We start from the raw sequence: 25201 nt of genomic DNA, 5'->3' as shown, positions 1-25201 counted from the left end.
ACGTTGGGGTGGGCGCGCCGGCTCAATCGACGGAGATCAGGGATGCACGGATCGATCACGGCCCGGTGTCGCCGGCTGACGCTCGTTTCGGCGGCTGCCCTGGCGCTGACCTTCGTTCCCTATCGAATTTCCCTGCACGGATCCGCCCCCGGAATCGACGCCGCGTCAGCACAGGCCGCCAATGGTGGTAATGGCGGCGGCGGCGGTGGTGGTAATGGCGGCGGCGGCGGCGGTAACGGCGGCGGCAATGGCGGTGGCAACAGCGGTGGCAACGGCGGCGGTAACAGCGGCGGCAACAGCGGTGGCAACAGCGGTGGCGGCAACAACGGCAACGGGAATGGAAACGGCGGCAATTCCGGAACGGATGACGGCAAGGGCCAGAACGACCAAGGCGCCACCCATGTCAACGCAACGACCGGCGACAAGGTCGAGGTGAGCGGTAATAGGATCACGGTCACGCATCCCGACGGCATGACCGAAAAGATCGAGAACGGCCGTTTCAGGATGCAGGATGCGCTGGGTCGCACGATCATCGACCGCCGGGCCACGCCAGCCGATGTCAGCCGTCTGAAGGCCTTGTGAGGCTGGTCAACAGGCAACGACCAGCTTCACAAATCACCTCCACCGCCCCCGGCGGAGGTGACTTTTTTGTCCGACCCTCGCCGCGATGGCCTGAAGTGCGTCGCGTTGAAACAGATTCATGCGACGCGCCTTGGATTTTTGTCTTTATGCATGCCTTAGGGGCGGTTCTTGTCCCGATCACGCAGCTCGCGCATCATGAGAGCCGCCTCAGTGCGGTTTCGCACGTGGAGTTTCGACAGCACCCCGGTCATGTGGTGCTTGACCGTCTTCTCCTGCAGCTCCAGGCGCAAGGCAACCTCCTTATTGCTGAGGCCTTCCGCCACCAGCCGCAGGATTTCCGTCTGTCGTTCGGTCAAATGCCGCAACCGATCCGCCACGCCGTCGGCAGGGTGCGGCGACTGGAGATCGGAAAGCAGCCGCGCCGACAGCGTCGGCGTCAGATAGCTCTCGCCGGCCGCCACGTTGTGCAGGATGTCGGCGAGTGCGCGCGACCCGACACCCTTGAGGATATAGCCTTGCACTCCTGCGTTCAGGGCCTTGGTTACATCGGCATTGGCCTCCGAAACGGTCAGCATGACGATCTTCTGTGCGGGATGGTCGGTAAGGATGCTTGCAACCGCGGCCAGGCCGCCGCCCGGCATGGAGATGTCGAGCAGCAATATGTCGGGCTGCACCGTCGAGGCGATGCGTTCGGCGTCCTGCGCCGTCGCCCCCTCGCCGACGATCTCGAAGCCTCCGATCTCCGACAGGCTGCGCGTCACACCTTCACGAAACAGCGGATGATCGTCGACAATGGCAATCCGAATGACCCCAATCATGCTTGCTCCTCGATCGAAAGACTGATCACCAATCGCGTGCCTTGCGCTCCGGTCAAGGTCTGGAACTGGCCGCCAATGCTTTCTACCCGCTCCCTGAGGCCGGCGAGCCCCAGCCCCTCGACCCGCGCCGGGTCGAAGCCCGGCCCGCCATCCGATACTTCGACAAAAAGCCTGCCGCTCTTCATACCGGCGCGCACCGCCTGGTCCTTGGCCCGCCCGTGGCGATAGGCGTTGTTCAGCCCTTCCTGCACGAAACGGTAGATGCTGATCTTCTCGGAGGCGCCGGGTTCGGGCAAATGCCTGGGCAGTGTGAGCGTCACCGACGTTCCCGTCCGGCGCTGATGTTCGTCAACGGCCAGCCGCAATATGTCCATCGTGGCGGCCGTCTCTATCTGCGGCAGCACGAGGCCGGTGCAGATACCGCGTATTTCGCGCATCGCATCCTCCAGCGTCTTGCGGATCATCGCGACCTCGGTCGAACGGTTTTCGCCCCAATGACCGTCGCCGGAAAAGATCGGGCTGTCCATGCGCAGCGCCGCCAGGGCCACGAGCTGCGCCGGTCCGTCATGCAGGTCGGCGCCGATCCGGCGCAGATATCGTTCGTTGAGTGCGGTGGCGCGGCGGGACGCCCGTTGCACACGCTGGCGCAAGGCGCTGTTTTGCGTCACCAGCCCCTGCAACTCCGCCACCTGGCGGCGCAGCGCCCCGCGCTGATCGTCGATGGTGCGGCTGGCGCGCAGCACGATGCCCGACAAGAGCAGAAAGGCCGCCAAGGTGGTGCCGGCCACGACCAGCCAGCTCGACAGCAGGGCGGAAGCCAGCGTGGCCTTGAAATCGCTGGCGACCTCGTAGAATTCGGTGACGGCCACCACTTCGCCGGACCAGGGCTCGCGAACGGGATTGTAGATCTCCAGCAACGGTACGCCCGCGGACCGCTCCTTCTCTTCGTTTTCGTCGAACGTGTCGAACTGGGCAACGACGCTGCCTTGGAAGGCGGAACGCAGATGGCCGTTCAGGTCGAAGCGGCGGCCGGTCAAAGCCGAGTCCTTCGAATAGAGGATCGTGCCGTCGCGTCGCCAGAGCCTGAACGAGACCAGGCGCTTGCCGAGCGCGCCCTGGCCGAGCGTCTCGTCGAGCGCCTGCTTGACGGAGTCGCTGAGCTCCTCGCTTTTGCGCAGATCGGGCAGCAGCGGCGCAATCACGCTATCGACATAAAGCGCCGTCGTGGCTGCCGAATTGCGGGTGACGCCATCCCGGATCTGCGTCGTCACCCAGGAGCCCACCACGAGCATGACGGCCAGAAGGCCAAAGCCGCCGGCAACGAGGAATTGCAGGGCAAGGGAAAGCTCGCTCCAGCGTCGCGCCAAGTTCTGCAGAATACGAATCATGAGCCCCTGACCGCCCCCTCCATCGACAGCCGGGCGACAGCGGTACATTGAGCCTCAGTCTTGCCGTTGCCAAGGCCTTCGTTAGAACGAGGTCGCTTGACGTGTCGGCATGCTTGCGAAACAAGGTCCGCGGCACATGCGGCGCAGCCGCTTTGAAGGGGACGAACGTTGAGTTTTTCTGGGTTGCTGCAGCTTGGCTTTTCGACGGTGATCTTCCTTTTGGCGGCGACCGCCGCCAAGCAGTGGGGACTGGCGCCGAGCCTGGGCAAGATCCTTTTGACGCTCGCGCTCTATTCGCTGGGCAATCTGATCATGCTGCGGCTGATTCGCGAATTCGGCATGTCGGTGTCGTTCAGCCTCTCGGCGGTCATCCAGCTGGTCTCGGTCAACGTCGTGGCGCTGGTGTTTTTCGGCGAGCGCGTCAATGCGCTGCAGGCCAGCGGCATCGTGCTGGCGATCGCCGCAGTGGCGCTGATCACGCTCGGGCCCTATCTGCAGGGGCGTTGACCGAGATGAAGACCGCGACACCGGCCCGATGAAAGACACCGCAAGCACCTTGCTTAACCGCATCGAATTCCCGGTCTTGCTGGCCGGCCTGGTCATCGCCGGCGGGCTGTGGGGGTTCGAGGAGTTGATGGAGGTGGCGCGTGCCACCACGCCGCACGCCTTCGACACCGAAATCCTGCTTGCCTTCCGCCAAGCGGGCCAGCCTGGCATTCCCTTAGGCCCGCCATGGCTGGAAGGCGCGGTGCGCGACATCACCAGCCTCGGCAGCACCAGCGTGCTGGTGCTGATCACGGCGGCGATGGTCATCTATCTCATGTTGGTCCGCAGGCCCGGGGCCGCGCTTCTCATCTTCGTCGCGGTGGCCGGCGGCCAGGTTCTGTCGAGCCTGCTGAAGCTCGGCGTCGACCGGCCCCGGCCCGAACTCGTTTCGCATCTGGTCAGCGAGACGTCGCTTTCCTTCCCGAGCGGCCACGCCATGCTGTCGGCGGTGACCTATCTCACGCTCGGTTCGCTGGCGGCGCGCTTCGTGCATGGAAGGGCGACGAAGATCTACGTCTTGTCGCTCGCCGTGCTGACAACGGTGCTGGTCGGCATCAGCCGCATCTATCTCGGCGTCCACTGGCCGTCCGATGTGCTGGCAGGCTGGTGCGCGGGCTTCGCCTGGGCGATGCTGTGCTGGTTGGCGGCGCGGCTTCTGCAGCGGCGCAAGGTGGTGAGCGACGATGCCTGATGGCGCCTGACCGCCGGGCTTGCGCTCAGATCAATCTGTTGATGAGGTGTCCGCCACAGCCTGCCAGTGCCAGAACCATCGACAGCAAGCATGCCGATGTCATTAAGGCCTTGAAAACAGTCAACCGCGTTACCCCCTGCCCCAGATCGACAACACCCTAGCCTGCAACCTTCGGGAAGTATCGGGAAAAATGGACAATCAGGCGGGTCCAGCCGATGATCACTGCCGCGCAGATGCGTGCCGCAAGGCCTTGGCCGGCATCGACCAGAAGACGCTCGCCGAGCGCGCAGGTGTTTCGCTTCCGACCATCCAGCGCATGGAAGGGAGCGATGGCCACTGGTGACCTACGCCGCGTCGATCAAGGACGCGCGGGCGCAGCTGGCGGGGACGCCGGCGCGTGCTGTCACGCGCTAGTGCATGTCGCCCAAAAGTGACCTGGGTTTTGGGAGAACGACATGCATAAAAACAAATCCAAAGCGCGTCGCATAAATCCGTTTCAACGCGACGCGCTTTAGGCTGCCTGCCGGCTCGGATATCAGCCCCGCAATTCTTCCGCGTGCGCCTTCGCCAGGTCGGCCATGCTGTCGAAGCGGAAATCCACGGTCGGTACGTCGCCGGGGTTCATTGTGGCGCCGAAGCCCTGATCCGCATGCCGGCGATAGATCCAGCACGATGTCAGGCCGAAGCGGTTGGCGGGAGCGTGATCGTGGAACATGCTTTCCGCGGTGTGCAGGATCTCTCGCTTCTCTATCCCGATCGTACCGAGCTTTTCGAGCATATAGTCGAAGTTCCGGTCGGACGGTTTGTAGGAGCCGATATCTTCCGCGGTATAGATCGCGTCGAAATCCACGCCGAGCTTCTTGTTGCTGAACGAGAAGCTTTTGTTGTCGACGTTGGAGAGGATGATCAGCTTGTAGTGCTTTTTGAGATATCGCAAGGCTTCAGCGGAGTCGGCAAAAGCCGGCCAATCCTTCACGCTTTCGCCATACGCCACGCATTCCTCGGGCGTGACGATGACACCCCACTCCTCCGCAAGTCGCTTGTAGACGATCGGCAGGAGGTCGCGGTAGCGTTTCCCAGGCGTCCATTTCTGCTGGCTGGCTTCGTGCCGGGCGTGCGCCTCGAGAATGTCGTTCCGGCTCAAGCTGCGGGTGGCCCGTTCGGTCAGCGGCTTCAGGCCGTCGATCATGCCGGATTCCCAATCGATCAGAGTGCCGTAGCAGTCGAAAGTCAGGGCTTTGAAATCTGTGAGCTTCATGGGTTTGCCTCCTGTGATGTCCATGCGTGAAGCGACGCCGGCATGGATGGCGATCAATCGTCAGGTCGATTTCGCCTCGGGGATTAGCCGACATGCTGCTGGCTGGGCTGAAAGTCCTTCAATGCCGCGCTGCCTGACGAGGTGAACCAGACGCCGAACAGTGTCACCGCAAGGCCAGCCAACATCGCCTTCGAAAGCGGCTCGCCGAACAGCGACCAGCCCCAGAGCATCGTCACCGGTGGGCTGAGATAGATCACGCTGCTGACCTGTGAGGCCGTGTAGAGGCGCAGGCTTGCATAATACGTGCCGTAGCAGAAGAAGGTCGAAAACAGCGCCAGCCAGGCAATGCCGAATCCGAACCGGGCATCAAGCGGCGGCATCAGCCCGCCATTCCATCCGGCGCAGGCGGCGAAAGGGACCGCCGCCGTCAGGCATTGAATGCACAGGCTCTGATGGATGGGCATATGGATCGTCCCCATCCGCTTCTGCACCAGGGTTGCCAGCGCCAGAACCATCATGGAAGCGACGGTCAACACATATGCCCAGGCCGGGGCCGTACCGAGGGTCAGGCTGGCCAGCGAGACGATGAGAACGCCCGTTACTCCGAGGACCGTTCCGACCCATTGTCTCCCGGTCAATCGGTGTCCTAGAACCGGCTGCGACAAGGCCGCGATGGCGAGAGGCACAAGATCGGAAATCAGTGCGACAAGGCCGGTCGGCACGCGCTGGCCGATGGCAAGCGCGAATCCGCCGAGATAGAGGAACATCATCGCCACGCCGAAGACCATCTGCTGGACCAGCGCGTGGGCGCTTATGCGGGATCCGATCAGGAGAGCAAATGGCAAGAGGATCAATCCGGACATCAGTGTCCGCCAGAACAGCACCAGCATGACATCGGCATTCTCGCTGGCGTAGCCGATGCCGACGAAGCCGGAACTCCAGCTTATGACCAGCGCCGTTGCCATCATTGGCCATACGAGGCGATGGGTTTTGGTGGGCAGGAGCGTCATGGTGTCTCTTCAGTCAGGCGCCCGTGTCCCGGAAGCGGATCACGGCCAATTTCGGCGCGGACTATTGACGGCACGCACGCGCCTTTGCACATGACAAATTTCGATATGATCATGAAGAAGCCCGAAATCCGGCATACCAACTTGCCTGAAGGGCATCAGAGGATCAGAAATTGGCGCACCACTTTGGTTCTGAGCGAGGATTGTCATGGCCGGACTGATGAGCCGCCGCCTGGATGTCGACGCCTTGCGCGCCTTGGTCGCGATCGAGAAGCATGGCGGCGTCACGCGCGCGGCCGAAATTCTCGGCCTGTCGCAGTCGGCCGTCAGCCACAAAGTCAGGCGACTGGAAGCGAGCCTCGACTGTGAAATCCTCGCCCGGAAAGCCAACGCGCCGATGTTCACCACGGCCGGACAGGATCTGCTTGGCTATGCGCGGCGCATTCTGGGCATCCATGACGAGGCGGTCCTGAGCCTGTCGAAAAGCCCTTTGCAAGGCAAGATCGCGCTGGGAATGACCGAGGATACGACGTGCACGGACCTTTCGCGCATCCTTGGCCGCTTCCGCCGACTCTACCCGGAGGTGAGCGTCCGCACGCAGGTGCGCATGAGCCTGGTGTTGCAGGAGCAGCTTAGCCTGGGAGCCCTCGATGCAGCCATCATCCAGGTGTTCCAGCACGAGGTCCGCCCCGCCGACATCCTTCTCTTTCGCGAGACCCTGCATTGGGTGAAATCGCGCGACCTGGTCCTGTCGACGGGGAAGCCGGTCCCGTTTCTGTCCTTCGATGAAAATTGCTTCTACCGGCGCTGGGGCATCGATGTCGGCCAGGACGAGGATAGGGTGTTGGAGACCGTGTTCGAATGCTCCAGCGCAGCCGGGATCATTGCAGGCGTGACCGCCGGGCTCGGCGTCGCACTCTTGAGCCAGCGCTACCTGCAGCCCGACATGGAGATTGTCGACGACAAATTCCCCAGGCCCCCAGACCTCGCCTATGTCATCAGGCGCGCACGCGCCCCCAGAAACCCCGCGCTCGAGACTTTGGTCAGGGAGATCGAGGCTGAGGTCAAGCGCTACGGGACGCTTCAAATCGCCGTCTGAGCGCGTCGCGCTGCGAAAGCTGGCCGGTCGTCTATTCCTGAAGCGATCTCGGACCGCTGACGAACGGGCTGCCCCTGACATAGAACCGCAGCAGTCGGTCGGCATCCCTAGTGATGCCGATCCTGATGCCTTGCCCGATCTCGCCGGGCTCGAAGTCATCGCTTGCAAGCCATAACGGGCCTCGCTGGCAGAGGTCGAGCCCGTCGAGCGAACGATCGATCCGCAGCGCCGCCGCCAGCCGACCCGGCCCGCGCGCCAGGTCGCGCAGGCGCTCGACGCCGCGATTGCGCCGCATGATTTCGATGCCTTCGAGCGGCTCGAGCGCCCGGATCAGGACACCGGTGCCGATCCCCGGCATCTCGCTGGAGACATTCAGCATCATGGAGGTGCCATAGGCGAGATAGACATAGGCGTGGCCGCGCTCGAGGAACAGCGAACGGTTGCGCGGGGTCATCCCCCTGAAACCATGCCCGGCGGCGTCGCCGACGACATAGGCCTCGGTCTCGACGATGCGGCCGCTGACAACGCCTTCAGGCAACGCCCGCACCACCAGCTTGCCGATGAGGAAGCGGGCGAGGGCGACCGTGTCGTTCGGCAGCTCCGAACGAGCGATCGGCGGATATTCATTCCTGTGGTTCACGGTATCCGCTCGACCCATTGCGCGCGCGACGGTCCCGGCTCGAACGGGTCACTGAAATACTGGGTCTCGCGGGCCACCTTGCCGTCGAGGAATTCCATGATGCTGACCGTATAGGACGGCCGCCCGTCATAGGTCAGGACATATTCGGTGACCCAAAGGTCTTCAGCGCCGCTGATCCGCCGCACGCTGAAGCGTTTGCGGTTCGGCTGCGCGGCACGGGACGACTGGATGTTGCGTCGTCCACGGATACGCTCGCCCGATTGCGGATAGTCGAGCACCGCATCCTCCCGGTAGATCTGGTGTTCCACTTCGAGATCACCAGCATCGGAGGCAGCCCAGTGGCGATCCAGAGCCGCCCGGATTTCGTCCATATCAAACCTCCTTGACCACCACGCCGTGGGATGAACCGTCGTAGCACGGTCCATCCCACGGCTGTTAGCGCAGGTGCAGTGGTCAGGAGCGCCGGCTCTCAGTCAATCTTCAGCGCCGCCACTTCGCCCTCGTTCATCAGCGGCACGTAGAGGATCGACTTGCCGTCGGTGCCGATGTCGGCGCTGCCCGGCTTGAAATGCGCCACCGCCTCCGGCGCACCGCCGGCTTTGTATCGGTAGAGCGTGCCGGTCATGTAGGCGGTGGCATAGATGGTTTCGCCGATGGCGATGACGCCGTCGAGGTCGGCGAATGTCTGCGCGCCGGGCAGCGGTGAAATCGCCTTGCTGGCGAGGTCGACCGACAGCAGGCCGCCCGGCGCCGCCGTGCTGAAGTCGGGCTTGATGCCCTTGCCCCAGGAGGCGACGATCAGCCTGTCGCCCTCGGCGAAGACGCCGTTGGGCGAGGCGAGCAGCGGGTCCCTGACGAACAGCTCCGGTCGGTCGCCGTCGATGCGGTAGATCGTGTCGGCAAGCATGTCGCTGACATAGACCTTGCCTGTGTGGTCCGAAGTCATGTCGTTGAGGAAGACGGCATTCGGCACCGCGATGCTGGCAACGAGCTTGCCGCTGGAGAGATCGACGACGCGGACCTTGGTGATGTCGGCGACATAGAGCTTGCCGCCCGATATCGCCATGCCCTTGGGCGCGTCCATGCCGTCGGTCCAGTGCTGGGTCACCGTCTTGCCGTCCGTGGATAGCACCGAGAGATAACCGTTGCCGTCGGCCTCGCCCGGATTGCCGACGATGTTGGAGACGATGATGCGATTGTTGGCGGCGTCGAACAGCGCCGATTCCGGCTGTTCGAGGCCGGTGGCGCGCCAGAGTTCCCCGGCCCGGGCGGCGGGTGCGGTCGCGATGCCGATGGCGGCGACAAAGGCTGAGAGGATGAGGCGGTTCATGGCTGTTCTCCTGTGATGACAGGCGGAGAGCTAGGATTTTCGATACTTTTCCGAAAGCTCGATTACCACTAGTATCGAGTATCGATACGAAATCGCTGGCAAGAGGTGCATGCCATGAACGGTCTGATCTTCGAGGCGCTGAAGCGGACGCTGAAGGCCAGGGGCGTCACCTATCGCGAACTTGCCGAACGCATGGGCGTTTCCGAGCCGACGGTGAAGCGCATCTTCCACGAGAAGAACTGCAAGCTCGACCGGCTGATGGAGATCTGCACCGCAGCCGGCGTCGAGCTGGAAAACGTGCTCGGCTCGATGAACCGGGGGCCGGGACCGGTCAACCACATCGCGCCCGAGATCGAGCGCCGGCTCGCCGGCCGTCCGGCGCTGCTGTTCATCTTCGTCATGCTGTCGGAAAAATTCACGCCCGAAGGCATCATGCGTTCGCAAGGCCTGAGCGAAGCCTCGATGTTCCTTTACCTGCGTGACCTCGAGGAACTCGGCCTGATCGCGCTCGGCCGGGGTCTTTCGGCAAGATTGCTGGTCGAGACGCCGATCCAGTGGAATTTCGAGGGGCCGCTCAGGCCGCTGTTCGAGATGACCAACAAGAATTTCATCGGCTGGGCCATCACCCATATCGAGAAGGAGGCGACCTTCGTCAGCTTCTCCAGGCGGATGCGGCCGGAGACGGCGGAGATGGTGCGCCGCGAGGCCGAAGAGCTGGCCGAACGCGTAAAACTTCTCGCCCATCACGATCAGCACACGACGCCCGAGGACGGGCTCACCGGCTACAAATTCACGTTTGCCTTTGGGGCGACGCCGTTCCCCGCGATCATGCCGATCGGCCCGCACCCGCGCGATGCCGGCGGCCAGCCCGCCGTTCCCGCAAAGGGACGCCGTCCCTTGCCGGCCTGACCAATCATGCCGGGCAGGATTGCATGCGGCGGCTGAGCTTGTCGCGCACCGCTCCGGCGGCGCCGGCTGCCGCCATTCGCCACCAGCTTGCCGCCCGGACCAGGCATGCGACCAGCGATGCCGACCGCGCCCGCAGGGCGCGTTGGGATAGAGCAGATCCGGCACCAGCATTCATGATAGAATTCGCACACTGATTTGCCAGACTGTAGAGAGCGGGTTGCCGAATGCGTGAAGCGTCCCCGCGAAAATCGAAGTGATCCTATGCCGACCGCACCAACACTTGAACATCGCCGCTATTCGCGCCTGAAAAATTTGCGGGCGCGCGCAGAACGCCAGGGTGCTGCATTGCAGTTCTGGGCGCGTACGGCATCGCTCGCTGTGATCTCCTGCTTCTTTTCATTGATCAGCCGCTGGGATGCCTCACTGCTCTTCGTGCTGGCAGGCCTCGTGCTGTTCCAGCTCGTCGGCCTGATCCAGTTTCTCTTTGCGCGCCGCCGCACGGCGCCATGGTGGATCGGTTACCTCGTCGGTACGCTGGACATCATTCTGTTGACCATTCTGCTGGTGACGCCCAACCCGTTTTCCCAGGAGGTCGCGCCGGCCGCGATGCAACTGCGCGAGGGCAGCTTCAAATTCCTGCTGATTTTCGTATGCCTTGGCGCGCTGACCCTTTCGACACGATTGGCGCTCTATCTCGGCGCGCTCGCGGCCTTGACGTGGGCGCTCGGGGTGGGATGGGTGATTTCTCACCCAGGAACCGTCATTCCGGCGACGAACCTCTATTCGCTGCCGGTGAAAGAGCGACTGAACCTCTATCTCAACCCCAATTTCGTCGACACGTTCGCGCAGGCGACCAACGTGTTGGTTGTCCTGATTATCGGCGCGATCATGGCGCTGGTCGTCTTTCGTTCCCGACGTCTTTCGGAAGACTATGTCAAGGCAGAGCGCGCCCGCGCCAATCTCGCCCGGCATTTTTCGCCCAACGTCGTCGACCAGCTCGCCACGGATGACGAGCCCTTCGGCCCGGTCCGCCGGCAGGATATCGCGGTGCTGTTCGCCGACATCGTCGGCTTCACACACTATTCCGAGGACCATCCGGCCGAAGCAGTGTTCGAACTTCTGCGTCAGTTCCACCGTCGCATGGAGCAGGTCGTTTTCGACCACAATGGCACCGTCGATAACTATATCGGCGATTGCATCATGGCGACATTCGGGGTTCCGCAAGCCAGCCATGACGACGCGACTCGCGCCATCCAGTGCGCTGAAGCGATGGTCGCCGCTCTCGAAGACTGGAACGTACAGCGTGTGTCCAGGGGATATCCGCCGCTGGACGTTCGAATCGGTGCACAATATGGCGCAGTCGTCATCGGCGCGGTCGGCAGCGAGCGCAATCTGTCCTTCGCGGTGGTGGGCGACACGGTCAACGTTGCCAGCCGTTTGCAGGCGCTCTGCCGTGAGCTTCAGGCGAATATTTGCTTTGGGTCACGACTGATTGAGGCCGCGAAGGCGGAATCGCCCACGACACGGTTGAATGCGCGCGATCATGGACCGGTGAGCATCCGCGGCCGGGACGAACCGGTCCATGTCTGGGTTGAACGCCGAGCCGAAAACCAGGGCGCTATTGCGGCCGCCATGTGAAACGCCTGCACCTCGGCCGGATAGGCCGCTCTGGAGCGTTTCACCGCTTCATGGAAACGGCGAACCGCTCTAACTCTTTGTTTTGACGCAATTTCCAAGGGAAAGCGCTATGCGCTTGTCCCGGAAAACCGCTCACACTTTTCCTGGAATTGCTCTGGGGGCATGTCCTGACCCAGGCCGAAGCCATCAACTGTCTGAGGCGATTGCTCCAGCCTTTGCGGCTTCGGCGTCTATGCTTGCCTCGTCGTCCCAGATCATCTGCCGGTAGTCGAAGCCATATTCCAGCGTCGGCTTGACGATGCGGAAAAACGGCGACAGGTCGAAGTCGCGCGGCGTGTAGAGCGAGTGGTGGCGAATGTGCAGGATTTCCTTGCGCATGTAGGTCGACTGCGCCGAGGCGCGGCCCGGCGCGCGGGTGATCTCGGGCAGGATCGGGTAGTGGATCTGGCCATAGGCCTCGGCGATGAGCGAGGAGCAGATGGCCCGAGTAGGGTCGCCGGAGCCGAAGGCCAGCATGCGGCGGCGCCAGCGCACCGGCACCGGCGGCGTAGGCAGGAAATAGCGCAGCATGTCGAAAATGTTCTTGAGGTCGTATCTCAGGCCAAGCTTGCCGATCATGAAGCGGACCACCTTGTCGCGGTCCTCCGGCGCCAGCCCGTTCGCCCGGCATATGCGGGTGTTGTAGGTGCGATAGCGCGACAATGGTACGGCGACGCAGCCTTCGCCCATCGTGACCTCGATCAGCCGCGGCCGCTCCGTTCCGTCTTGCGGCTCCGGCAAGGCATCGCCGACATAGAAGGCCGCGTGCGACCAGGTCGACTGGGTGAGGTACTTGATCGCCGCCGAGATCTTCTGGTTGCCTTCGATCAGCAGGATGTCGCCCGGCTCCAGCGTGCGGCGCAGCGTCTCGGCATCGGACGGGGTATAGGGCTCATAGCCGGAGGATTCTTCCTGCAGCCGGCCGGCGAGCCAGCGGCCAAGTCGGTCCAGGAGCGTGTCGCCGGGCTCGGTCATGATGGAGCGTGATTAGCACGGGCCGGCGGGGAAGTGCCAGCACGCCGGCGCTTCGTCAGCCGGCGGCAGCACTCGTCTCGTCGTGCGGCGCCGGGCTGGCCAGGTCGTCGCGCGCCTTGCGGGCGAGTTTCTTCGTCGAATGCTTGGGGCTGTCGCCGAACAGCTCGGCCGCCTCGGCAAGACAGGATTTCCGCAGGCTCTTTTCCGAGCGCTTCAAGAGCTTGCCGAGAAGCCTTGTGTCCTCGCGCGGCCCCAGTGGCTCGTCGTCGGCCTCGAGCAGTGCGCGCAGGACGAATAGATCATGCAGTTCGCCGAGCCGCTCGCCCAGTGCGTCGACCGCCTTGCGCCGCGCCTTGACCGGCGTCGGCCAAAGCCTGCCCAGCAGCGACAGGTGCATGCCATGCGTCTTGGCCGCCTTGCGCAAATCGTGAAAATCGTCGGCCCCGCCGCGCGCGCCGGCCCTGTCGAGCGCCTTCCTGGCGCGGCGCAAGGTGACGCGGGCGCCTTCGGCAAGCACGTCGGCCGCCTGTTCCGGCTGGTCGGGCAAGGCCAGGCTTTCGATCCGTTTCATGCCGTCTTCGCAGGCGGCGGTCGCCGCGCCGATCGCCGCTTCGAGGCCGGCGCCTTCATGCAGATCGTGCTGACGCGCAATCAGCCTGTCGCGCACGGCATCGAGCCCGCCATCGGCGCACTCCTTGGGAAACCCTGCCGCCAGCCGGTCGATGGTCTCGATCAGCGCCGTCGCCTCGCGTGGTCCGGCAAGCAGCGCCGCCACATTGCGATAGCATTGGTTTTCCGTCGTGCAGAATGTTTCGTCACCGGAATGAACCAGGCGCAGCAAGGCACGCGCGCTCTTCAGCCGCTTGCGGCATTTGTGCAGCCCCTGCTCCGGCCGGCTGCGCGCCGCATCCAGATGCTGGAGTGCCTTGCCGATTTCCTCGCCAAGGATGCGTCTGACCTCGCCGGTCAGCGGCAGGCGCGGGTCGATGCGAAAGCTCATGCGGCGATCTCCGGTATCCCCCCGAGGGCGAGCGACGCGTTGTAGAATTTCTGCTCGCCGGTCACTTCACGGCCGAGCCAGTCAGGCAGCATTTCGTCCGGCACATCTTCCGGAGTCTCCAGTTCGGCCACCACAAGTCCCGCGAGTGCGCCGCCAAAGACATCGACTTCATAGAGATAGCCGCGATGCCTAACATGGTGGCGTGTCTTCTCTATGACACGCCCAACGGCGAAATCGAGCATCTCCACCGCATCGGCAAGCGGGATCGGATATTCGAACTCGTCGCGCTCGCGCGCGCCGCTGCCGAATTTGAGCGTCAGCTTGGCGGAAGCGCCGTCGCTGATGCGGATGCGGACGGTCCGCCCAGGTGCCGTGGCGAGATAGAACTGGAGAATGCGGATATCCGCCTCGACCAGGCCCCGCCACGCGGTGCTGGAGACCAGGAACTTGCGCTCGACTTCCTTGACCATGGCCGCGCACTAAAGCGTTTGCCGCGGGCGATGGCAAGACAACTCCGCACACAAGTTGACTTTAATCAATCGATTGATTAAAGTTCTGTCATGATCAAACTGCCCGACACCAAAAATCCGCGCCGCGAGAGCTCTCCGGCGGATCTGACCCGTGCCGCGCTGGTGCGTGCGGCGCTGAAACTGTTTGGCCGGCAAGGGTTCGACGGCACCTCGACCCGCGAGATCGCCGCGGAGGCGCAGGCCAATATCGGTTCGATCGCCTATCATTTCGGCGGCAAGGAAGGCCTTCGCGCCGCCGCCGCCGACTATATCGTCGAAACCATCCAGACGATTGCCGGCCAGGCACTGGGCGGCGCCCAGGCGCCGGGGAGTGGCCAGGCGGCGCCGGCGAGCGATCCGGAAGCGGCGCGCGCGCAGCTGTTCGCGGCGTTGGAGCGGATGGGCGGCTTCATCCTGGCGCAGCCGCAGGCCGGCGAGATCGTGCAATTCGTGCTGCGCGAGATGTCGCATCCGACGGCCGCACTCGACCGCATCTATGACGGCGTGTTCGAGCCGACGCATCGCCGGCTGTGTCTGGTCTGGGAGCAGGCGACCGGCGAGCCGGCTGAAAGCGAGCGGACCCGGCTCACCGTGTTCACGCTGATCGGCCAGGTCATCTACTTCCGCATCGGCCGCGAGGCGGTGATGCGCCGCATGGGCTGGCACGAAATCGGCGTCGCCGAGGCCGCCAAGGTCGTGGCGGTCACGACGGACAATCTCAGCGCCATACTGGCCGCCCGAATGGGATCAAAAGCCCCAGGGGGATCAAAACCCAAAATGGGATCAAAAAAATGAGTTTCCTCTGCTCCTTGCCGCTTGCCGCTCAGCTCTTCGGTGCCTGTGCGCCAGCCGCGCCGCTCGCCGTCGGCTATGTCGAGGGCGACTATGTGTTGCTGGCGCCGATCGAGGTGGCGCAGGTCGAGACCGTCGCCGTCAAGCGCGGCGATCGCGTCACCCCAGGCGCGACGGTGGTGACGCTGGAAAGCGCCGACGCCAAGATTGCGGTGGCGCAGGCGCAGGCAAGCCTCGCCCAGGCGCAGGCGCAGCTCGCTGATTTGCAGGTCGGCAAGCGGCCGGAAGAAATCGCCGCGCTCAAGGCGCAGGTCGACATGGCCAAGGCGCAGGCCGACGATGCCAAGCGCAAATACGACCGGGCCGCCGACCTGTTCAAGCGCGGCACCGGCACGCAGGCCGACTACGACACCGCCTCGGCGACGCTTGAGACGGCAAACGCCCAGGTCGGCCAGGCCGAGGCCAATCTCGCCGTCGGCGGCCTGCCGGCGCGGCCCGAGACGATCAAGGCCGCCGACAATCAGGTCAAGCAGGCGCAGGCAGCGCTGGAGCAGGCTCAGTGGCGGCTATCCAAGCGCACGCTTGCCGCACCCTCGCCCGGCCGCGTCAACGATGTCATCCGCAACCCCGGCGACACGGCCGGCCCGACCGCGCCGGTCATCTCGATGCTGCCTGACGGCGCGGTGAAGCTCAGCGTCTATATACCGGAAATCGCTTTCTCCTCGGTCAAGATCGGCAGCCTGCTTAGCGTTCATTGCGACGGCTGTGGCGACGGCCTGAAGGCGCGTGTCAGCTATGTCTCGCCCGATCCCGAATTCACCCCGCCGGTGATCTACTCGCTCGAGAACCGGCAGAAGCTGGTCTATCTCGTCGAGGCGCGGCCGGAGGGTGATGCCGGCCCGCTGCAGCCCGGCCAGATCGTCGACGTCGACCTTGCGGAAACGGCAAAATGAACGCCATCGACGTTCATGGCCTGGTCAAGCGGTTCGGCGACAAGACCGTCGTCGACCATGTGACGATGTCGGTCGCCGAAGGCGAGATTGTCGGCTTCCTCGGCCCCAACGGTTCGGGCAAGACGACCACCATCCGCATCATGTGCGGCCTGCTGACGCCGGACGAGGGCGAAGGCACGGTGCTGGGTTTCAACATCCGCACGGAGTCGCTCAGGATCAAGCGCGAAGTCGGCTACATGACGCAGAAATTCTCGTTCTACGAGGATCTGACCATCGGCGAGAACCTCGAATTCGTGGCGCGGCTCTACCGGCTGAAACCGGTCGAGGAATATGTGTCGAGGACACTGGAGGAACTCGGCCTTACGTCGCGCCGCAACCAGCTGGCCGGCACGCTGTCCGGCGGCTGGAAGCAGCGGCTGGCGCTCGCCGCCTGCATCATGCACAAGCCGAAGCTGCTTCTGCTCGACGAACCGACGGCCGGCGTCGACCCGAAGGCGCGCCGCGAATTCTGGGACGAGATCCATCGCCTCGCCAGCGGCGGGCTCACCGTTTTGGTCTCCACCCACTACATGGACGAAGCCGAACGCTGCCACCGCATCAGCTACATCTCCTACGGCAGGATGCTGGCCACCGGCACCGTCGCCGAAGTGGTGAAGAACGCCGGCCTGACCACCTTCGTGGTGCAGGGGCCACGGCTGGCCAAGGTGGCTGAAGAGCTGCAGGGCCGCCCAGGCGTCGACCAGGTGGCGCCGTTCGGCGCCACGCTGCACGTCGTCGGCTCCGACAGGAAGAAGCTCGAAGCAGCGCTTGCCGATGTCGAGAAGGAGCACAAGGGCGTGACGGTGGCGCCGGGCGAAACCAGCCTCGAGGACGTCTTCATCCAGTTCATGTCGGGGTCGAAGGACAATATGGCATGAATGGCGTCTTCTCCTTCGCCCGGCTCGGCGCGCTGCTGATCAAGGAATTCATCCAGATGCGGCGCGACCGCATCACCTTCGCCATGATGCTGGGCGTGCCGCTGCTGCAGCTGGTCCTGTTCGGCTTCGCCATCAACAACGATCCGAAAGGCTTGCCGACGGCGCTGGTGGCGATGAGCAACGACCAGTATACGCGCGCCATGGTCACGGCGCTGCAGGTGACGGACTACTATCACTTCGACCATGTCACCGAGAGCGCCGAAGAGGCGGAGTTCCTGATGGCGCGTGGCGACGTTTCCTTCGTCGTCACCATCCCGGCCGACTTCGCCAAACGTGTCGAGCGCGGCGACAATCCGCAGATCCTGATCGAGGCCGACGCGACCGATCCTTCGGCTGCGAGCGGCGCCATTTCCACACTGAGCACCGTGGCGAGCCAGGCGCTGCTGCGTGCCCAGGGCATGCAGGCGGCCGCCGCCGAGAATGCCAGGCAGCAGCTGCAGGTGGTGGTGCACCACCGCTACAATCCCGAAGGCATTTCGCAGTACAACATCGTGCCCGGCCTGCTCGGCGTCATCCTGCAGATGACCATGGTGATGATGACGGCCATGGCGCTGACCCGCGAAACCGAGCGCGGCACGATGGAGAACCTGCTCGCCATGCCGTCCAGCCCGGCCGAGATCATGCTGGGCAAGGTGCTGCCCTTCCTTGTCGTCGGCGCGGTGCAGGTTGCGGTGGTGCTGGTGGCGGCGAAGCTTTTGTTCGACATCCCGTTCGTCGGCAGCCTGACGCTGCTGCTGTCGTCGGTGCTCGTCTTCGTGCTGTCGCTGGTGCTGCTTGGCTACACCATCTCGACCATGGCCCGCTCGCAGATGCAGGCGATGCAGCTCACCTTCTTTTTCTTCCTGCCGTCGCTGCTCTTGTCGGGCTTCATGTTCCCCTATCGCGGCATGCCGGGTTGGGCCCAGGCGCTGGGCGAAATCTTCCCGCTGACGCATTTCCTGCGCATCACCCGCGCGGTCATGCTGAAGGGCGCCGACTTCCATGCCATCGCCGCCGAGATCGGCTGGCTGGTCGTGTTCGTGCTGGTGTTCGCGGGCACGGCACTGCTGCGGTTCAGGCGCACGCTGGATTAGAGCTGTTCCAGGAAAGTGCGAACGGTTTCCGTCCGGAACTGCGATCAGGCGGCCGCCATGATCTCGGCATAGGTGCCGAAATCGACATTGCCGCCGGACAGCACCACGGCAACGCTTTTGCCGGACAGTTCGATCTCGCCCGAAGACAGCGCCGCGAATGCGACGCAACCACCGGGCTCGACCACCAGCTTCAGATAGGCCATGGCATCGCGCATTGCCTGCGCCGTCGTTTTGTCGGAAACGGCAATGGCGCCGGCGAGGTTTTTTCGGTTGATCTCGAAGGTGATGGCGCCCGGCTCAGCGGTCAGGATCGCGTCGCAGATCGAGCTGTAGCCCGGTTCGTTGGAAACGCGGGCCCCGGCGGCGAGCGAGCGGCGGGTGTCGTCGAAATGCTCGGGCTCGACCGCCCACACCGCTGTGCCGGGCGAGGCATCCTTGACCGCGACCGAAATGCCGCTCGACAGGCCGCCGCCACCGCAGGGTATGACGACGGCATCGAGGCTGACCCCGAGCGCCCTGGCCTGTCGCATCAGCTCGAGGCCAATCGTGCCTTGCCCGGCAATGATGGCCGGATCGTCGAAGGGCGGCACCAGCACCATGCCTCTGTCGATATAGGGGCGAACCACGCTCATGCGGTCATCGCGAAAACGGTCGAAGGGCACCACCTCGGCACCCATCTTGCGGACATTGCCGATCTTCATCGCCGGCGCATCCGCCGGCATGGCGATGACCGCCTTGACGCCGAACATGGCGGCCGAGGCGGCGACGCCTTGCGCATGATTGCCCGAGGAGAAGGCAACGACACCTCGGCCGCGCTCTTCCTCGCTCAACGACGACAGCTTGTTGTAGGCGCCGCGGAACTTGAACGAGCCGGTGCGCTGCAGCGTCTCCGGCTTGAACAGGATACGCCCGCCAAAGCGCTTGTTCAGCTCAGCCGATTCGATCAACGGGGTTTCGACGATCAGGCCGGAGAGCCGGGCCGCAGCGGCGTGGATGTCGGCGATGCCGGGAGGGGTGGTCATGGCGGATCCTATGGCGATGTGATCCGGCCATGGTGCACGCAAAGGGCCGCGCGATGCCAACGAAAAGATGTAACCGATACAAAGTTAGCCGGTACGGGTCGGGGACACGGTCTCCAGCGTCTCGGCAGTGCCACCCCGCCGACATATCGCCAGTTTCACCCCAACAGCGCCCTTTGCCTCTTGCTCCCACCCAGCTTGCGCCAATTGTTGAAGCGATGTGTGGCGGCGGCAAAGGAGATCTTCATCTGCTGGGACACCGAATAGCGCGACTTGCCCTCGTCGAACATGCGGTAGCAGCATTCCACCCCTTCCTCGGTCAGTTTGCCGTCCGGCGCCTTGTTGTGCGGATTGGCGGGGTCGAATTTTTCGACCTGCTGCTCGACCAGGCCCTTCAGCCGCTGCAGATCGGCTTCGATGCTGGCGATGAGATCGAGAACGGGTTTCGGGTCGAAATGCTGGGGGGGCGGCTTCGTCATACGTTGATCCTCATCCTTGTCTTAGGTTCAGCTATATAGGTGAATCTTTGCCGATAATGAAGAGGCGAGGCCGCTCGAGCGCTTCGACAATTCTTGAACCCGACCAATCATGCGGTTGACCCAAGGCATGCCAAACTCTAGTTTAGAACTATTCTAAACTAGGGCCATTTCCTCATGCTTTCCCGTGTTTTCGGCTTCGGCCGCCGTCCCTTCGAATCGCTCTCCGAACAGGAGATCCTGGCACTTGCCATTTCATCCGAGGAAGATGACGGGCGCATCTACCGGGCCTATGCCGACGGGCTGGCGGAAAGCTTTCCGCAATCGGCAAAAGTGTTCGAGGAGATGGCCGAGGAAGAGGACGGTCATCGCGACGCGCTGATCGAGCTCTTCCGCAAGCGTTTCGGCGAGCGCATCCCGCTGATCCGGCGCGAACATGTGAAGGGCTATTACGAACGCAAGCCCGACTGGCTGGTGCGGCCGCTCGGCATCGAACATGTACGCAGCCAGGCCGAAGCGATGGAGCGGCAGGCCTACCTGTTCTATGTCGAGGCGGCAAAGCGCACCACCGATGCCTCGACCAGAAAACTGCTCGACGATCTGGCGCTGGCCGAACAGGGGCACGAGACGCTGGCACAGCGTCTGGAGCAAAAGCACGTGCCGGGCGAAGTGAAGGACGAAGAGGCCGCGGCCGAGCAACGCCAGTTCATCCTGACCTATGTGCAGCCGGGACTAGCTGGCCTTATGGACGGTTCGGTGTCGACGCTGGCGCCGATCTTCGCCGCCGCCTTTGCCACGCATGACACTTGGCAGACCTTCCTGGTCGGGCTTGCCGCGTCGATCGGCGCCGGCATCTCCATGGGTTTCACCGAAGTCGCTTCCGACGACGGTAAGCTGTCGGGTCGCGGCTCGCCGATAAAACGCGGCATCACCACCGGCGTCATGACATCGGCCGGCGGTCTCGGCCATGCATTGCCCTATCTCATCCCGCATTTCTGGACGGCGACGGCTGTTGCAGCGGTGGTGGTGTTCTTCGAACTGTGGGCCATCGCCTTCGTCCAGAATCGCTACATGCAGACGCCGTTCCTGCGTGCTGCCTTCCAGGTGGTGCTGGGTGGCGCGCTGGTGTTCGCAGCCGGCGTGCTGATCGGGAATGCTTGAGCTTCTTCCTTCCCCCCTTGTGGGGGAAGGTGGATCGGCGCGCAGCGCCGAGACGGATGAGGGGTGTTCCAGCGGAGTGAGACGCTGGTGTTGTGCCGTAGTGCCCAGTTCAATTGAGACGTCGCGTCAAGCTGGAGCACCCCTCATCCGACCGCGCTTCGCGCGGCCACCTTCTCCCACAGGGGGAGAAGGAAGAGCCGCGCCTCTCCGTCACCCATTCACCGCACGGCTATCCGTCGGTGCCTCATCCCTCTCCGTCAGCCCATAATCCCTCACCACATGCGCGATGCGCAGTCGATAGCCGGCAAATATGCCGCCCCGGCCTGCCTGCTGCGCCTGCCGGTGTTCCTCGGTGTTGCGCCAGGCCTTCACCGCTTCCTCGTCACGCCAGAATGACAGCGACAGGATGCGGTTGGGATCGGCCAGACTCTGAAAACGCTCGATCGAGATGAAGCCGTCAATGCCATCGAGCAAGGGACGCAGCTTGGCGGCGATGCCGAGATAGGCATCGCGTTTGCCCTCCGCCGGTTCGACCTCGAAGATGACGGCGATCACGGCAGCACCAGCTTGGCGTGCGGCCCAGAGACGTGTTTCAGGAACATGCGGTCCTCCTTAAGGATGAATCGTTCTCGCTTGGCGAACTCATAGTTTGCCTTGCCGGCGGGATCGGCGGCAAGCCGGGCGCGATAGGCCTCATAGGCCGCCAGGTTCTCGATGTTGTAGGCGGCATAGGCCGTCGTCGCCGAGCCTTCATGCGGGGCATAGTAGCCGATCAGATCGGCGCCGCAGCGCGGAATGGCCTGCCCCCAGTTGCGGGCATACTCCTCGAAGGCGGCCTTGCCGAACGGGTCGATCTCATAGCGGATGAAGCAGGTGATGGGCATGGTCGTCTCCTTGGGTTCTGGCATCGACGCTTCGAGCGCGGTCGAAACGTCATGCGCATCGATGTGCTAGGCAGTTTCGTGTCAGGAGCCGTAGTTGCTTGCGTCGTCGTCTCCTTGATCTGCTCGGAGAATAGTGCTTATCTGACGAGAAAGCTTCGACAAGGATCGAACTATGCGTGAAGGACCTGACATCGCCCGCATCGCCAGCCTGGTCGGCGATCCGGCCCGCGCCAACATGCTGAACGCCCTGATGGGCGGCACGGCGCTGACGGCAAGCGAACTGGCGCTGGAGGCCGGCGTGTCGCTGCCCACCGCCTCCTCGCATCTGTCGAAACTGATGGAGGGCGGCTTGCTGACTCTGGCCAGCCAGGGCAGGCATCGCTACTACGGCCTCGCCGGCCCGCAGGTGGCGGGCATGATCGAAGCCATCACCGGTGTCGCGGAGGCTGTTGGCCCCAAGCGTGTGCGGCCCGGCCCGCGCGACGGCGCCATGCGCGTGGCCCGCGTCTGCTACGACCACCTTGCCGGTGAGCAGGCGGTGGCCATGCTCGACCGTCTGGTCGAGAGGGACATATTGCTCCGTGACGACAGGGAGATCAGGCTCGGCCCGTCGGCGGCCTCGCATTTTTCCGCGATCGGCATCGATATCGATGCCAAACCGCGCCGCCCGGTCTGCCGCGCCTGCCTCGACTGGAGCGTGCGCCGCTCGCACCTCGCCGGCACGCTGGGCGCCGCCATCCTCGACAAGATCCTTCTGGAGAAATGGGCGCGCCGCGAAAAGGACAGCCGCGCGGTGGTGTTTTCGCCGCCGGGCAAGCAGGCGTTCGAGAGGGTGTTCTTGAGTTAGTTTGCCGGCGCCACCTCAACCTTCGTCATCCTAGGGCGGAGCGGCCGCAAGCGGCGTCGCGGAGACCCTAGGATGACGAAGTCCAGTAGGATCAACCCCGCTTCAACACCTTCCCCTGCTCGAAAAACCCCTTCCACGGATCGGCTTCCGCCAGCTTCGCCAGCGTCGTCTTGTCGCCGATCGGGAACGCATTCGGCGCCAGCCCGGCCTCTATCTCGGCCCAGGTCACCGGCATCGACACGGTGGCACCTTTCTTCGCCCGTGACGAATAGGGTGCGACCGTCGTCGAGCCCCTGCCATTGCGCAGATAGTCGACGAAGATCTTTCCGGTGCGCGCCTTTTTCGACAGCGTAGCCGTGTAGCGGTCCGGGGCGCCCTGTTCGAGCGCCTTGGCGAAATCGTGGGCGAAGGTCTTCACCGCCTCCCAATCCGCCGACGGCTTCAGCGGCACCAGCACATGATAGCCCTTGCCGCCCGAGGTCTTGACGAAGTTAGGCAGCGACAGCTCATCGAGCTTGCCCCTGATATCGAGCGCCGCCTCGCGCACCGCTTTCACCTCGACGCCTTCATCGGGGTCGAGATCGAAGATGATCTGGTCGGGCTGTTCAAGCTTGTCGATCGTGCAACCCCAGATGTGGATCTCGACCACGCCGTATTGGACGAGCGCCGCGACACCGTCGAAATCCCGGACAAACAGGATTTCCTCGCCATCGGTCGGGTCCTTCATCCGGGCTATCTTGTCGCTCATGCCGGCCGAGGCGTGTTTCTGGAAAAAACGTGGACCGCCAACGCCGTCCGGCGCCCGCACCAGGCTGAGCGGCCGGTTGACGACAAATTGCTCCATGCGCGGCCAGACCTCTGCGTAATGATCGAGCAGCCCTTGCTTGGAGATCTTTTCCTCGGGCCACAGCAGCTTGTCGGGGTGGGAGAGTTTTACGCTGGTCGGCATCGTTCCGGCGCCGCTGCCGCTCGACGCCGGCTTGGCCTTGCCTGTCGCTGCCTTAGGCTTTTCCTGCACAACGTCCTCCGCCGGCTTGTCCTCGCGCAGCCCCTGGAACGAAGCATGGCGTATTATACGGTCCGACGTCCAGCTGCGAAACTCCACTTCGCCGACCAGTTCCGGCTCGACCCAGACCAGGCCCTTGCCCTTCGGCACGGCCTTGTCGAAGGGCGAAGCCGCCGCCTTCAGCGCGTCGAGCTTCTGCTTAAGCTCCGTCGCGCCCCTGGCGGAGAAACCGGTGCCGACACGGCCGGCATAGTGCAGTTTGCCGTCCTCATAATAGCCGACCAGCAGCGAGCGCAGCCCGCGCCCGGTCTTATCCGACGGCAGATAGCCGCCGATGACGAACTCCTGCCGCGCCGTGCATTTCGACTTCACCCAGGTCGGGCCGCGCCCGCTGCGATAGGGCGCATCGGCACGCTTGGACACGACGCCTTCCAGCCCCATCCGGCAGGCATGCTCCAGCATGATCTTGCCGGGCTCGGAAAAGTGGTCGGAGAAACGCACCGCCGGATTGTCCGACTGCTTGCCGAGCAGCTCCTGCAAGGCCTGTTTGCGCTCGACCAGTGGCTCGGCGCGCAAATCCTTGCCGTCGAGACGCATCAGGTCAAAGACGTAGTAGATGAAGCGGTTGGTGCGGTTAGCAGACAGGTCCTGCTGCAGCAACGAGAAAGAAGAAACGCCGCTGTCGGCCAGCACGACGATCTCGCCGTCGATGATGGCGTCGCTGCATTTCAGCGCTGCCAGCTCCGCGGCGATCTCGCCGCCGAACTTTTCCGTCCAGTCGAGGCCGGTGCGGGTCAGCAGCCGCACATCGGTGCCGGCGATCTGCGCCTGCATGCGATAGCCGTCGAATTTCACCTCGTGCAGCCAGTCCTTGCCGGGCGGTGCGTCGCGTTCCAGCGTGGCGAGTTGCGGTTCGACGAAGCCGAGTTTCCGGGCGGCCGCCTTCGCCTTGCCAGCCGCCGGCTTGTTGGAGTGCCAGACGTCAGGCTTCGCGCCCTTGGCCGCCTTGCCCGCGCCGACCTCCTCGATCGTCAGGCCGGATTTCACCGATTGCGGCGCGTCCTTCAGAATGTCCTCGCCCGGGCGTGCCGCAGCGTCGTCCGACTTGATCAGCAGCCAGTTGTCGCGCTTTTCACCCGCCCGCGGTTTCAATCTGACGAGGTGCCACAACCCATGCAATTTGTGGCCTTTGAGCTCGAAGCTGATATGGCCCTTCTTCATCGCCTTGGCCGGGTCGGTCTCGGGCACCCATGTGCCCTCGTCCCAGACGATGACCGAACCACCGCCATATTCGCCTTTGGGGATGGTGCCCTCGAACGGGGCATAGTCGATCGGATGATCTTCGACATGCACCGCGAGCCGCTTTTCGTGCGGATCGAGGCTCGGGCCGCGCGTCACCGCCCAGCTCCACAGCACGCCGTCATGCTCGAGGCGAAGGTCGTAATGCAGCCTGGTCGCCGCGTGCTTGTGGATGACGAAGATGCCGCCCGCTTCGCTCTTTTTCGTGCGAGCGACCTTGCCGGCCGGTTCCGACGTCTTCTTGAAATCGCGCTTGGCGTGATATTGCTCAAGACCGGCCATTGC

General features: G+C 63.8%; 27 protein-coding genes and 1 pseudogene. 13 read left to right on the top strand and 15 right to left on the bottom strand.

The genetic code is table 11. The annotated features are described in order from the left end of the window. Positions 1–42: 42 nt before the first annotated feature. The gene (locus tag AC04SF_RS14985; protein WP_488478431.1) at positions 43–582 is read left to right on the top strand and encodes a hypothetical protein; all 540 of its coding nucleotides are present in this window, start codon (positions 43–45) and stop codon (positions 580–582) included. 155 nt (positions 583–737) lie between these two features. Here the strand turns inward: AC04SF_RS14985 and AC04SF_RS14980 are convergent, their stop codons facing one another. Both AC04SF_RS14980 and AC04SF_RS14975 read right to left on the bottom strand, forming a co-directional pair. After that, positions 738–1400: a response regulator gene (locus AC04SF_RS14980; protein ID WP_488478430.1), complete on the bottom strand. Its 663-nt coding sequence runs from the start codon at positions 1398–1400 to the stop codon at positions 738–740. Continuing rightward, positions 1397–2788 carry a sensor histidine kinase gene (locus tag AC04SF_RS14975; protein ID WP_096452070.1) on the bottom strand — a complete coding sequence of 464 codons (1392 nt, stop codon included), beginning with the start codon at positions 2786–2788 and terminating at the stop codon, positions 1397–1399. The genes AC04SF_RS14980 and AC04SF_RS14975 overlap by 4 nt, the downstream gene beginning before the upstream one ends. 168 nt (positions 2789–2956) lie before the next feature. On the opposite strand from AC04SF_RS14975, the gene AC04SF_RS14970 reads away from it, so the two are divergent. The 3 genes and pseudogenes from AC04SF_RS14970 to AC04SF_RS14960 form a co-directional block, all read left to right on the top strand. Beyond that, positions 2957–3295 (top strand): hypothetical protein, encoded by a 339-nt coding sequence (locus AC04SF_RS14970; RefSeq protein ID WP_027054900.1) that lies wholly within the window; start codon positions 2957–2959, stop codon positions 3293–3295. Between the two features lie 28 nt (positions 3296–3323). After that, complete coding sequence (locus AC04SF_RS14965) at positions 3324–4025, top strand: phosphatase PAP2 family protein (RefSeq protein ID WP_488478429.1); 702 nt, start codon at positions 3324–3326, stop codon at positions 4023–4025. 215 nt (positions 4026–4240) lie between these two features. Continuing rightward, positions 4241–4359 (top strand): annotated as a pseudogene (locus AC04SF_RS14960) (helix-turn-helix domain-containing protein); the annotation flags it as partial. Positions 4360–4560: 201 nt separating this feature from the next. Here AC04SF_RS14960 and AC04SF_RS14955 read toward each other — a convergent pair. Together AC04SF_RS14955 and AC04SF_RS14950 are read right to left on the bottom strand one after the other, a co-directional pair. Next, complete coding sequence (locus AC04SF_RS14955; protein ID WP_488478612.1) at positions 4561–5283, bottom strand: haloacid dehalogenase type II; 723 nt, start codon at positions 5281–5283, stop codon at positions 4561–4563. 83 nt (positions 5284–5366) lie between these two features. Then, complete coding sequence (locus tag AC04SF_RS14950; RefSeq protein ID WP_488478428.1) at positions 5367–6293, bottom strand: DMT family transporter; 927 nt, start codon at positions 6291–6293, stop codon at positions 5367–5369. Between the two features lie 205 nt (positions 6294–6498). On the opposite strand from AC04SF_RS14950, the gene AC04SF_RS14945 reads away from it, so the two are divergent. Beyond that, positions 6499–7389 carry a LysR family transcriptional regulator gene (locus AC04SF_RS14945; RefSeq protein WP_488478427.1) on the top strand — a complete coding sequence of 297 codons (891 nt, stop codon included), beginning with the start codon at positions 6499–6501 and terminating at the stop codon, positions 7387–7389. A gap of 31 nt (positions 7390–7420) precedes the next feature. Here AC04SF_RS14945 and AC04SF_RS14940 read toward each other — a convergent pair whose 3' ends face one another. From AC04SF_RS14940 to AC04SF_RS14930, 3 genes are all read right to left on the bottom strand, one after another. Next, complete coding sequence (locus AC04SF_RS14940; protein WP_488478426.1) at positions 7421–8047, bottom strand: DNA-3-methyladenine glycosylase; 627 nt, start codon at positions 8045–8047, stop codon at positions 7421–7423. Then, positions 8026–8400 (bottom strand): nuclear transport factor 2 family protein, encoded by a 375-nt coding sequence (locus tag AC04SF_RS14935; protein ID WP_488478425.1) that lies wholly within the window; start codon positions 8398–8400, stop codon positions 8026–8028. Before AC04SF_RS14935 ends, AC04SF_RS14940 begins: the two co-directional genes overlap by 22 nt. A 98-nt stretch (positions 8401–8498) precedes the next feature. Then, entirely contained in the window at positions 8499–9359 is an 861-nt protein-coding gene (locus AC04SF_RS14930; RefSeq protein WP_488478424.1) for an SMP-30/gluconolactonase/LRE family protein, read from the bottom strand. A 114-nt stretch (positions 9360–9473) separates the two neighbouring features. On the opposite strand from AC04SF_RS14930, the gene AC04SF_RS14925 reads away from it, so the two are divergent. Together AC04SF_RS14925 and AC04SF_RS14920 are read left to right on the top strand one after the other, a co-directional pair. Then, positions 9474–10268, top strand: coding sequence for a helix-turn-helix domain-containing protein (locus AC04SF_RS14925; protein ID WP_488478423.1), 795 nt, complete (start codon positions 9474–9476; stop codon positions 10266–10268). 228 nt (positions 10269–10496) lie between these two features. Then, positions 10497–11906 carry an adenylate/guanylate cyclase domain-containing protein gene (locus AC04SF_RS14920; protein ID WP_488478422.1) on the top strand — a complete coding sequence of 470 codons (1410 nt, stop codon included), beginning with the start codon at positions 10497–10499 and terminating at the stop codon, positions 11904–11906. 186 nt (positions 11907–12092) lie between these two features. On the opposite strand, the gene AC04SF_RS14915 is transcribed toward AC04SF_RS14920, so the two are convergent. From AC04SF_RS14915 to AC04SF_RS14905, 3 genes are read right to left on the bottom strand one after another with little or no spacing between them, the layout of a single operon-like run. Next, entirely contained in the window at positions 12093–12920 is an 828-nt protein-coding gene (locus tag AC04SF_RS14915) for a C40 family peptidase (protein ID WP_488478421.1), read from the bottom strand. Positions 12921–12975: 55 nt separating this feature from the next. After that, a complete protein-coding gene (locus tag AC04SF_RS14910) occupies positions 12976–13920 on the bottom strand; it encodes a CHAD domain-containing protein (RefSeq protein ID WP_488478420.1) in 945 nt (314 codons plus the stop codon). Next, the gene (locus AC04SF_RS14905) at positions 13917–14390 is read right to left on the bottom strand and encodes a CYTH domain-containing protein (RefSeq protein ID WP_202352073.1); all 474 of its coding nucleotides are present in this window, start codon (positions 14388–14390) and stop codon (positions 13917–13919) included. Before AC04SF_RS14905 ends, AC04SF_RS14910 begins: the two co-directional genes overlap by 4 nt. Positions 14391–14480: 90 nt before the next feature. Here AC04SF_RS14905 and AC04SF_RS14900 point away from each other — a divergent pair, with 90 nt between their 5' ends. Genes AC04SF_RS14900 through AC04SF_RS14885 form a run of 4 tightly spaced genes read left to right on the top strand, consistent with a single transcriptional unit; the run spans position 14481 to position 18224 of the window. Then, positions 14481–15224, top strand: a complete 744-nt coding sequence (locus AC04SF_RS14900) for a CerR family C-terminal domain-containing protein (RefSeq protein ID WP_488478419.1) — start codon at positions 14481–14483, stop codon at positions 15222–15224. Further along, a complete protein-coding gene (locus AC04SF_RS14895) occupies positions 15221–16174 on the top strand; it encodes an HlyD family secretion protein (protein ID WP_488478418.1) in 954 nt (317 codons plus the stop codon). Before AC04SF_RS14900 ends, AC04SF_RS14895 begins: the two co-directional genes overlap by 4 nt. Continuing rightward, the gene (locus AC04SF_RS14890; protein WP_202352070.1) at positions 16171–17091 is read left to right on the top strand and encodes an ABC transporter ATP-binding protein; all 921 of its coding nucleotides are present in this window, start codon (positions 16171–16173) and stop codon (positions 17089–17091) included. The genes AC04SF_RS14895 and AC04SF_RS14890 overlap by 4 nt, the downstream gene beginning before the upstream one ends. Next, positions 17088–18224: an ABC transporter permease gene (locus AC04SF_RS14885; RefSeq protein ID WP_096452102.1), complete on the top strand. Its 1137-nt coding sequence runs from the start codon at positions 17088–17090 to the stop codon at positions 18222–18224. Before AC04SF_RS14890 ends, AC04SF_RS14885 begins: the two co-directional genes overlap by 4 nt. Positions 18225–18268: 44 nt before the next feature. Here the strand turns inward: AC04SF_RS14885 and AC04SF_RS14880 are convergent, their stop codons facing one another. After that, positions 18269–19246: a threonine/serine dehydratase family protein gene (locus AC04SF_RS14880; protein WP_488478417.1), complete on the bottom strand. Its 978-nt coding sequence runs from the start codon at positions 19244–19246 to the stop codon at positions 18269–18271. A 155-nt stretch (positions 19247–19401) separates the two neighbouring features. After that, a complete protein-coding gene (locus AC04SF_RS14875) occupies positions 19402–19722 on the bottom strand; it encodes a hypothetical protein (RefSeq protein ID WP_096452106.1) in 321 nt (106 codons plus the stop codon). Positions 19723–19896: 174 nt separating this feature from the next. Here AC04SF_RS14875 and mbfA point away from each other — a divergent pair, with 174 nt between their 5' ends. Continuing rightward, complete coding sequence (mbfA, locus tag AC04SF_RS14870; RefSeq protein ID WP_488478416.1) at positions 19897–20880, top strand: iron exporter MbfA; 984 nt, start codon at positions 19897–19899, stop codon at positions 20878–20880. Between the two features lie 210 nt (positions 20881–21090). On the opposite strand, the gene AC04SF_RS14865 is transcribed toward mbfA, so the two are convergent. Beyond that, positions 21091–21435: an antibiotic biosynthesis monooxygenase family protein gene (locus AC04SF_RS14865; RefSeq protein ID WP_488478415.1), complete on the bottom strand. Its 345-nt coding sequence runs from the start codon at positions 21433–21435 to the stop codon at positions 21091–21093. After that, positions 21432–21764, bottom strand: coding sequence for an NIPSNAP family protein (locus tag AC04SF_RS14860; protein ID WP_488478414.1), 333 nt, complete (start codon positions 21762–21764; stop codon positions 21432–21434). Before AC04SF_RS14860 ends, AC04SF_RS14865 begins: the two co-directional genes overlap by 4 nt. Before the next feature lie 172 nt (positions 21765–21936). On the opposite strand from AC04SF_RS14860, the gene AC04SF_RS14855 reads away from it, so the two are divergent. Beyond that, complete coding sequence (locus tag AC04SF_RS14855; protein ID WP_488478413.1) at positions 21937–22611, top strand: ArsR/SmtB family transcription factor; 675 nt, start codon at positions 21937–21939, stop codon at positions 22609–22611. Between the two features lie 91 nt (positions 22612–22702). Here the strand turns inward: AC04SF_RS14855 and ligD are convergent, their stop codons facing one another. Next, the gene (gene ligD, locus AC04SF_RS14850) at positions 22703–25198 is read right to left on the bottom strand and encodes a DNA ligase D (RefSeq protein ID WP_488478412.1); all 2496 of its coding nucleotides are present in this window, start codon (positions 25196–25198) and stop codon (positions 22703–22705) included. Positions 25199–25201 lie beyond the last annotated feature (3 nt).

Source organism: Mesorhizobium sp. CNPSo 4671, from assembly GCF_057784245.1.
The sequence above is the reverse complement of the archived record's forward strand: the minus strand, read 5'-3'. Positions and strand labels throughout refer to the sequence as shown.

What these genes read in the sequence shown, in the direction of transcription:
- AC04SF_RS14985 (WP_488478431.1), top strand. Translation starts at nt 43, where the DNA reads ATGCACGGATCGATCACGGCCCGGTGTCGCCGGCTGACGCTCGTTTCG.
- AC04SF_RS14980 (WP_488478430.1), bottom strand. Translation starts at nt 1,400, where the DNA reads ATGATTGGGGTCATTCGGATTGCCATTGTCGACGATCATCCGCTGTTT.
- AC04SF_RS14975 (WP_096452070.1), bottom strand. Translation starts at nt 2,788, where the DNA reads ATGATTCGTATTCTGCAGAACTTGGCGCGACGCTGGAGCGAGCTTTCC.
- AC04SF_RS14965 (WP_488478429.1), top strand. Translation starts at nt 3,324, where the DNA reads ATGAAAGACACCGCAAGCACCTTGCTTAACCGCATCGAATTCCCGGTC.
- AC04SF_RS14955 (WP_488478612.1), bottom strand. Translation starts at nt 5,283, where the DNA reads ATGAAGCTCACAGATTTCAAAGCCCTGACTTTCGACTGCTACGGCACT.
- AC04SF_RS14950 (WP_488478428.1), bottom strand. Translation starts at nt 6,293, where the DNA reads ATGACGCTCCTGCCCACCAAAACCCATCGCCTCGTATGGCCAATGATG.
- AC04SF_RS14945 (WP_488478427.1), top strand. Translation starts at nt 6,499, where the DNA reads ATGGCCGGACTGATGAGCCGCCGCCTGGATGTCGACGCCTTGCGCGCC.
- AC04SF_RS14940 (WP_488478426.1), bottom strand. Translation starts at nt 8,047, where the DNA reads ATGGGTCGAGCGGATACCGTGAACCACAGGAATGAATATCCGCCGATC.
- AC04SF_RS14935 (WP_488478425.1), bottom strand. Translation starts at nt 8,400, where the DNA reads ATGGACGAAATCCGGGCGGCTCTGGATCGCCACTGGGCTGCCTCCGAT.
- AC04SF_RS14930 (WP_488478424.1), bottom strand. Translation starts at nt 9,359, where the DNA reads ATGAACCGCCTCATCCTCTCAGCCTTTGTCGCCGCCATCGGCATCGCG.
- AC04SF_RS14925 (WP_488478423.1), top strand. Translation starts at nt 9,474, where the DNA reads ATGAACGGTCTGATCTTCGAGGCGCTGAAGCGGACGCTGAAGGCCAGG.
- AC04SF_RS14915 (WP_488478421.1), bottom strand. Translation starts at nt 12,920, where the DNA reads ATGACCGAGCCCGGCGACACGCTCCTGGACCGACTTGGCCGCTGGCTC.
- AC04SF_RS14910 (WP_488478420.1), bottom strand. Translation starts at nt 13,920, where the DNA reads ATGAGCTTTCGCATCGACCCGCGCCTGCCGCTGACCGGCGAGGTCAGA.
- AC04SF_RS14905 (WP_202352073.1), bottom strand. Translation starts at nt 14,390, where the DNA reads ATGGTCAAGGAAGTCGAGCGCAAGTTCCTGGTCTCCAGCACCGCGTGG.
- AC04SF_RS14900 (WP_488478419.1), top strand. Translation starts at nt 14,481, where the DNA reads ATGATCAAACTGCCCGACACCAAAAATCCGCGCCGCGAGAGCTCTCCG.
- AC04SF_RS14895 (WP_488478418.1), top strand. Translation starts at nt 15,221, where the DNA reads ATGAGTTTCCTCTGCTCCTTGCCGCTTGCCGCTCAGCTCTTCGGTGCC.
- AC04SF_RS14890 (WP_202352070.1), top strand. Translation starts at nt 16,171, where the DNA reads ATGAACGCCATCGACGTTCATGGCCTGGTCAAGCGGTTCGGCGACAAG.
- AC04SF_RS14885 (WP_096452102.1), top strand. Translation starts at nt 17,088, where the DNA reads ATGAATGGCGTCTTCTCCTTCGCCCGGCTCGGCGCGCTGCTGATCAAG.
- AC04SF_RS14880 (WP_488478417.1), bottom strand. Translation starts at nt 19,246, where the DNA reads ATGACCACCCCTCCCGGCATCGCCGACATCCACGCCGCTGCGGCCCGG.
- AC04SF_RS14875 (WP_096452106.1), bottom strand. Translation starts at nt 19,722, where the DNA reads ATGACGAAGCCGCCCCCCCAGCATTTCGACCCGAAACCCGTTCTCGAT.
- mbfA (WP_488478416.1), top strand. Translation starts at nt 19,897, where the DNA reads ATGCTTTCCCGTGTTTTCGGCTTCGGCCGCCGTCCCTTCGAATCGCTC.
- AC04SF_RS14860 (WP_488478414.1), bottom strand. Translation starts at nt 21,764, where the DNA reads ATGCCCATCACCTGCTTCATCCGCTATGAGATCGACCCGTTCGGCAAG.
- AC04SF_RS14855 (WP_488478413.1), top strand. Translation starts at nt 21,937, where the DNA reads ATGCGTGAAGGACCTGACATCGCCCGCATCGCCAGCCTGGTCGGCGAT.
- ligD (WP_488478412.1), bottom strand. Translation starts at nt 25,198, where the DNA reads ATGGCCGGTCTTGAGCAATATCACGCCAAGCGCGATTTCAAGAAGACG.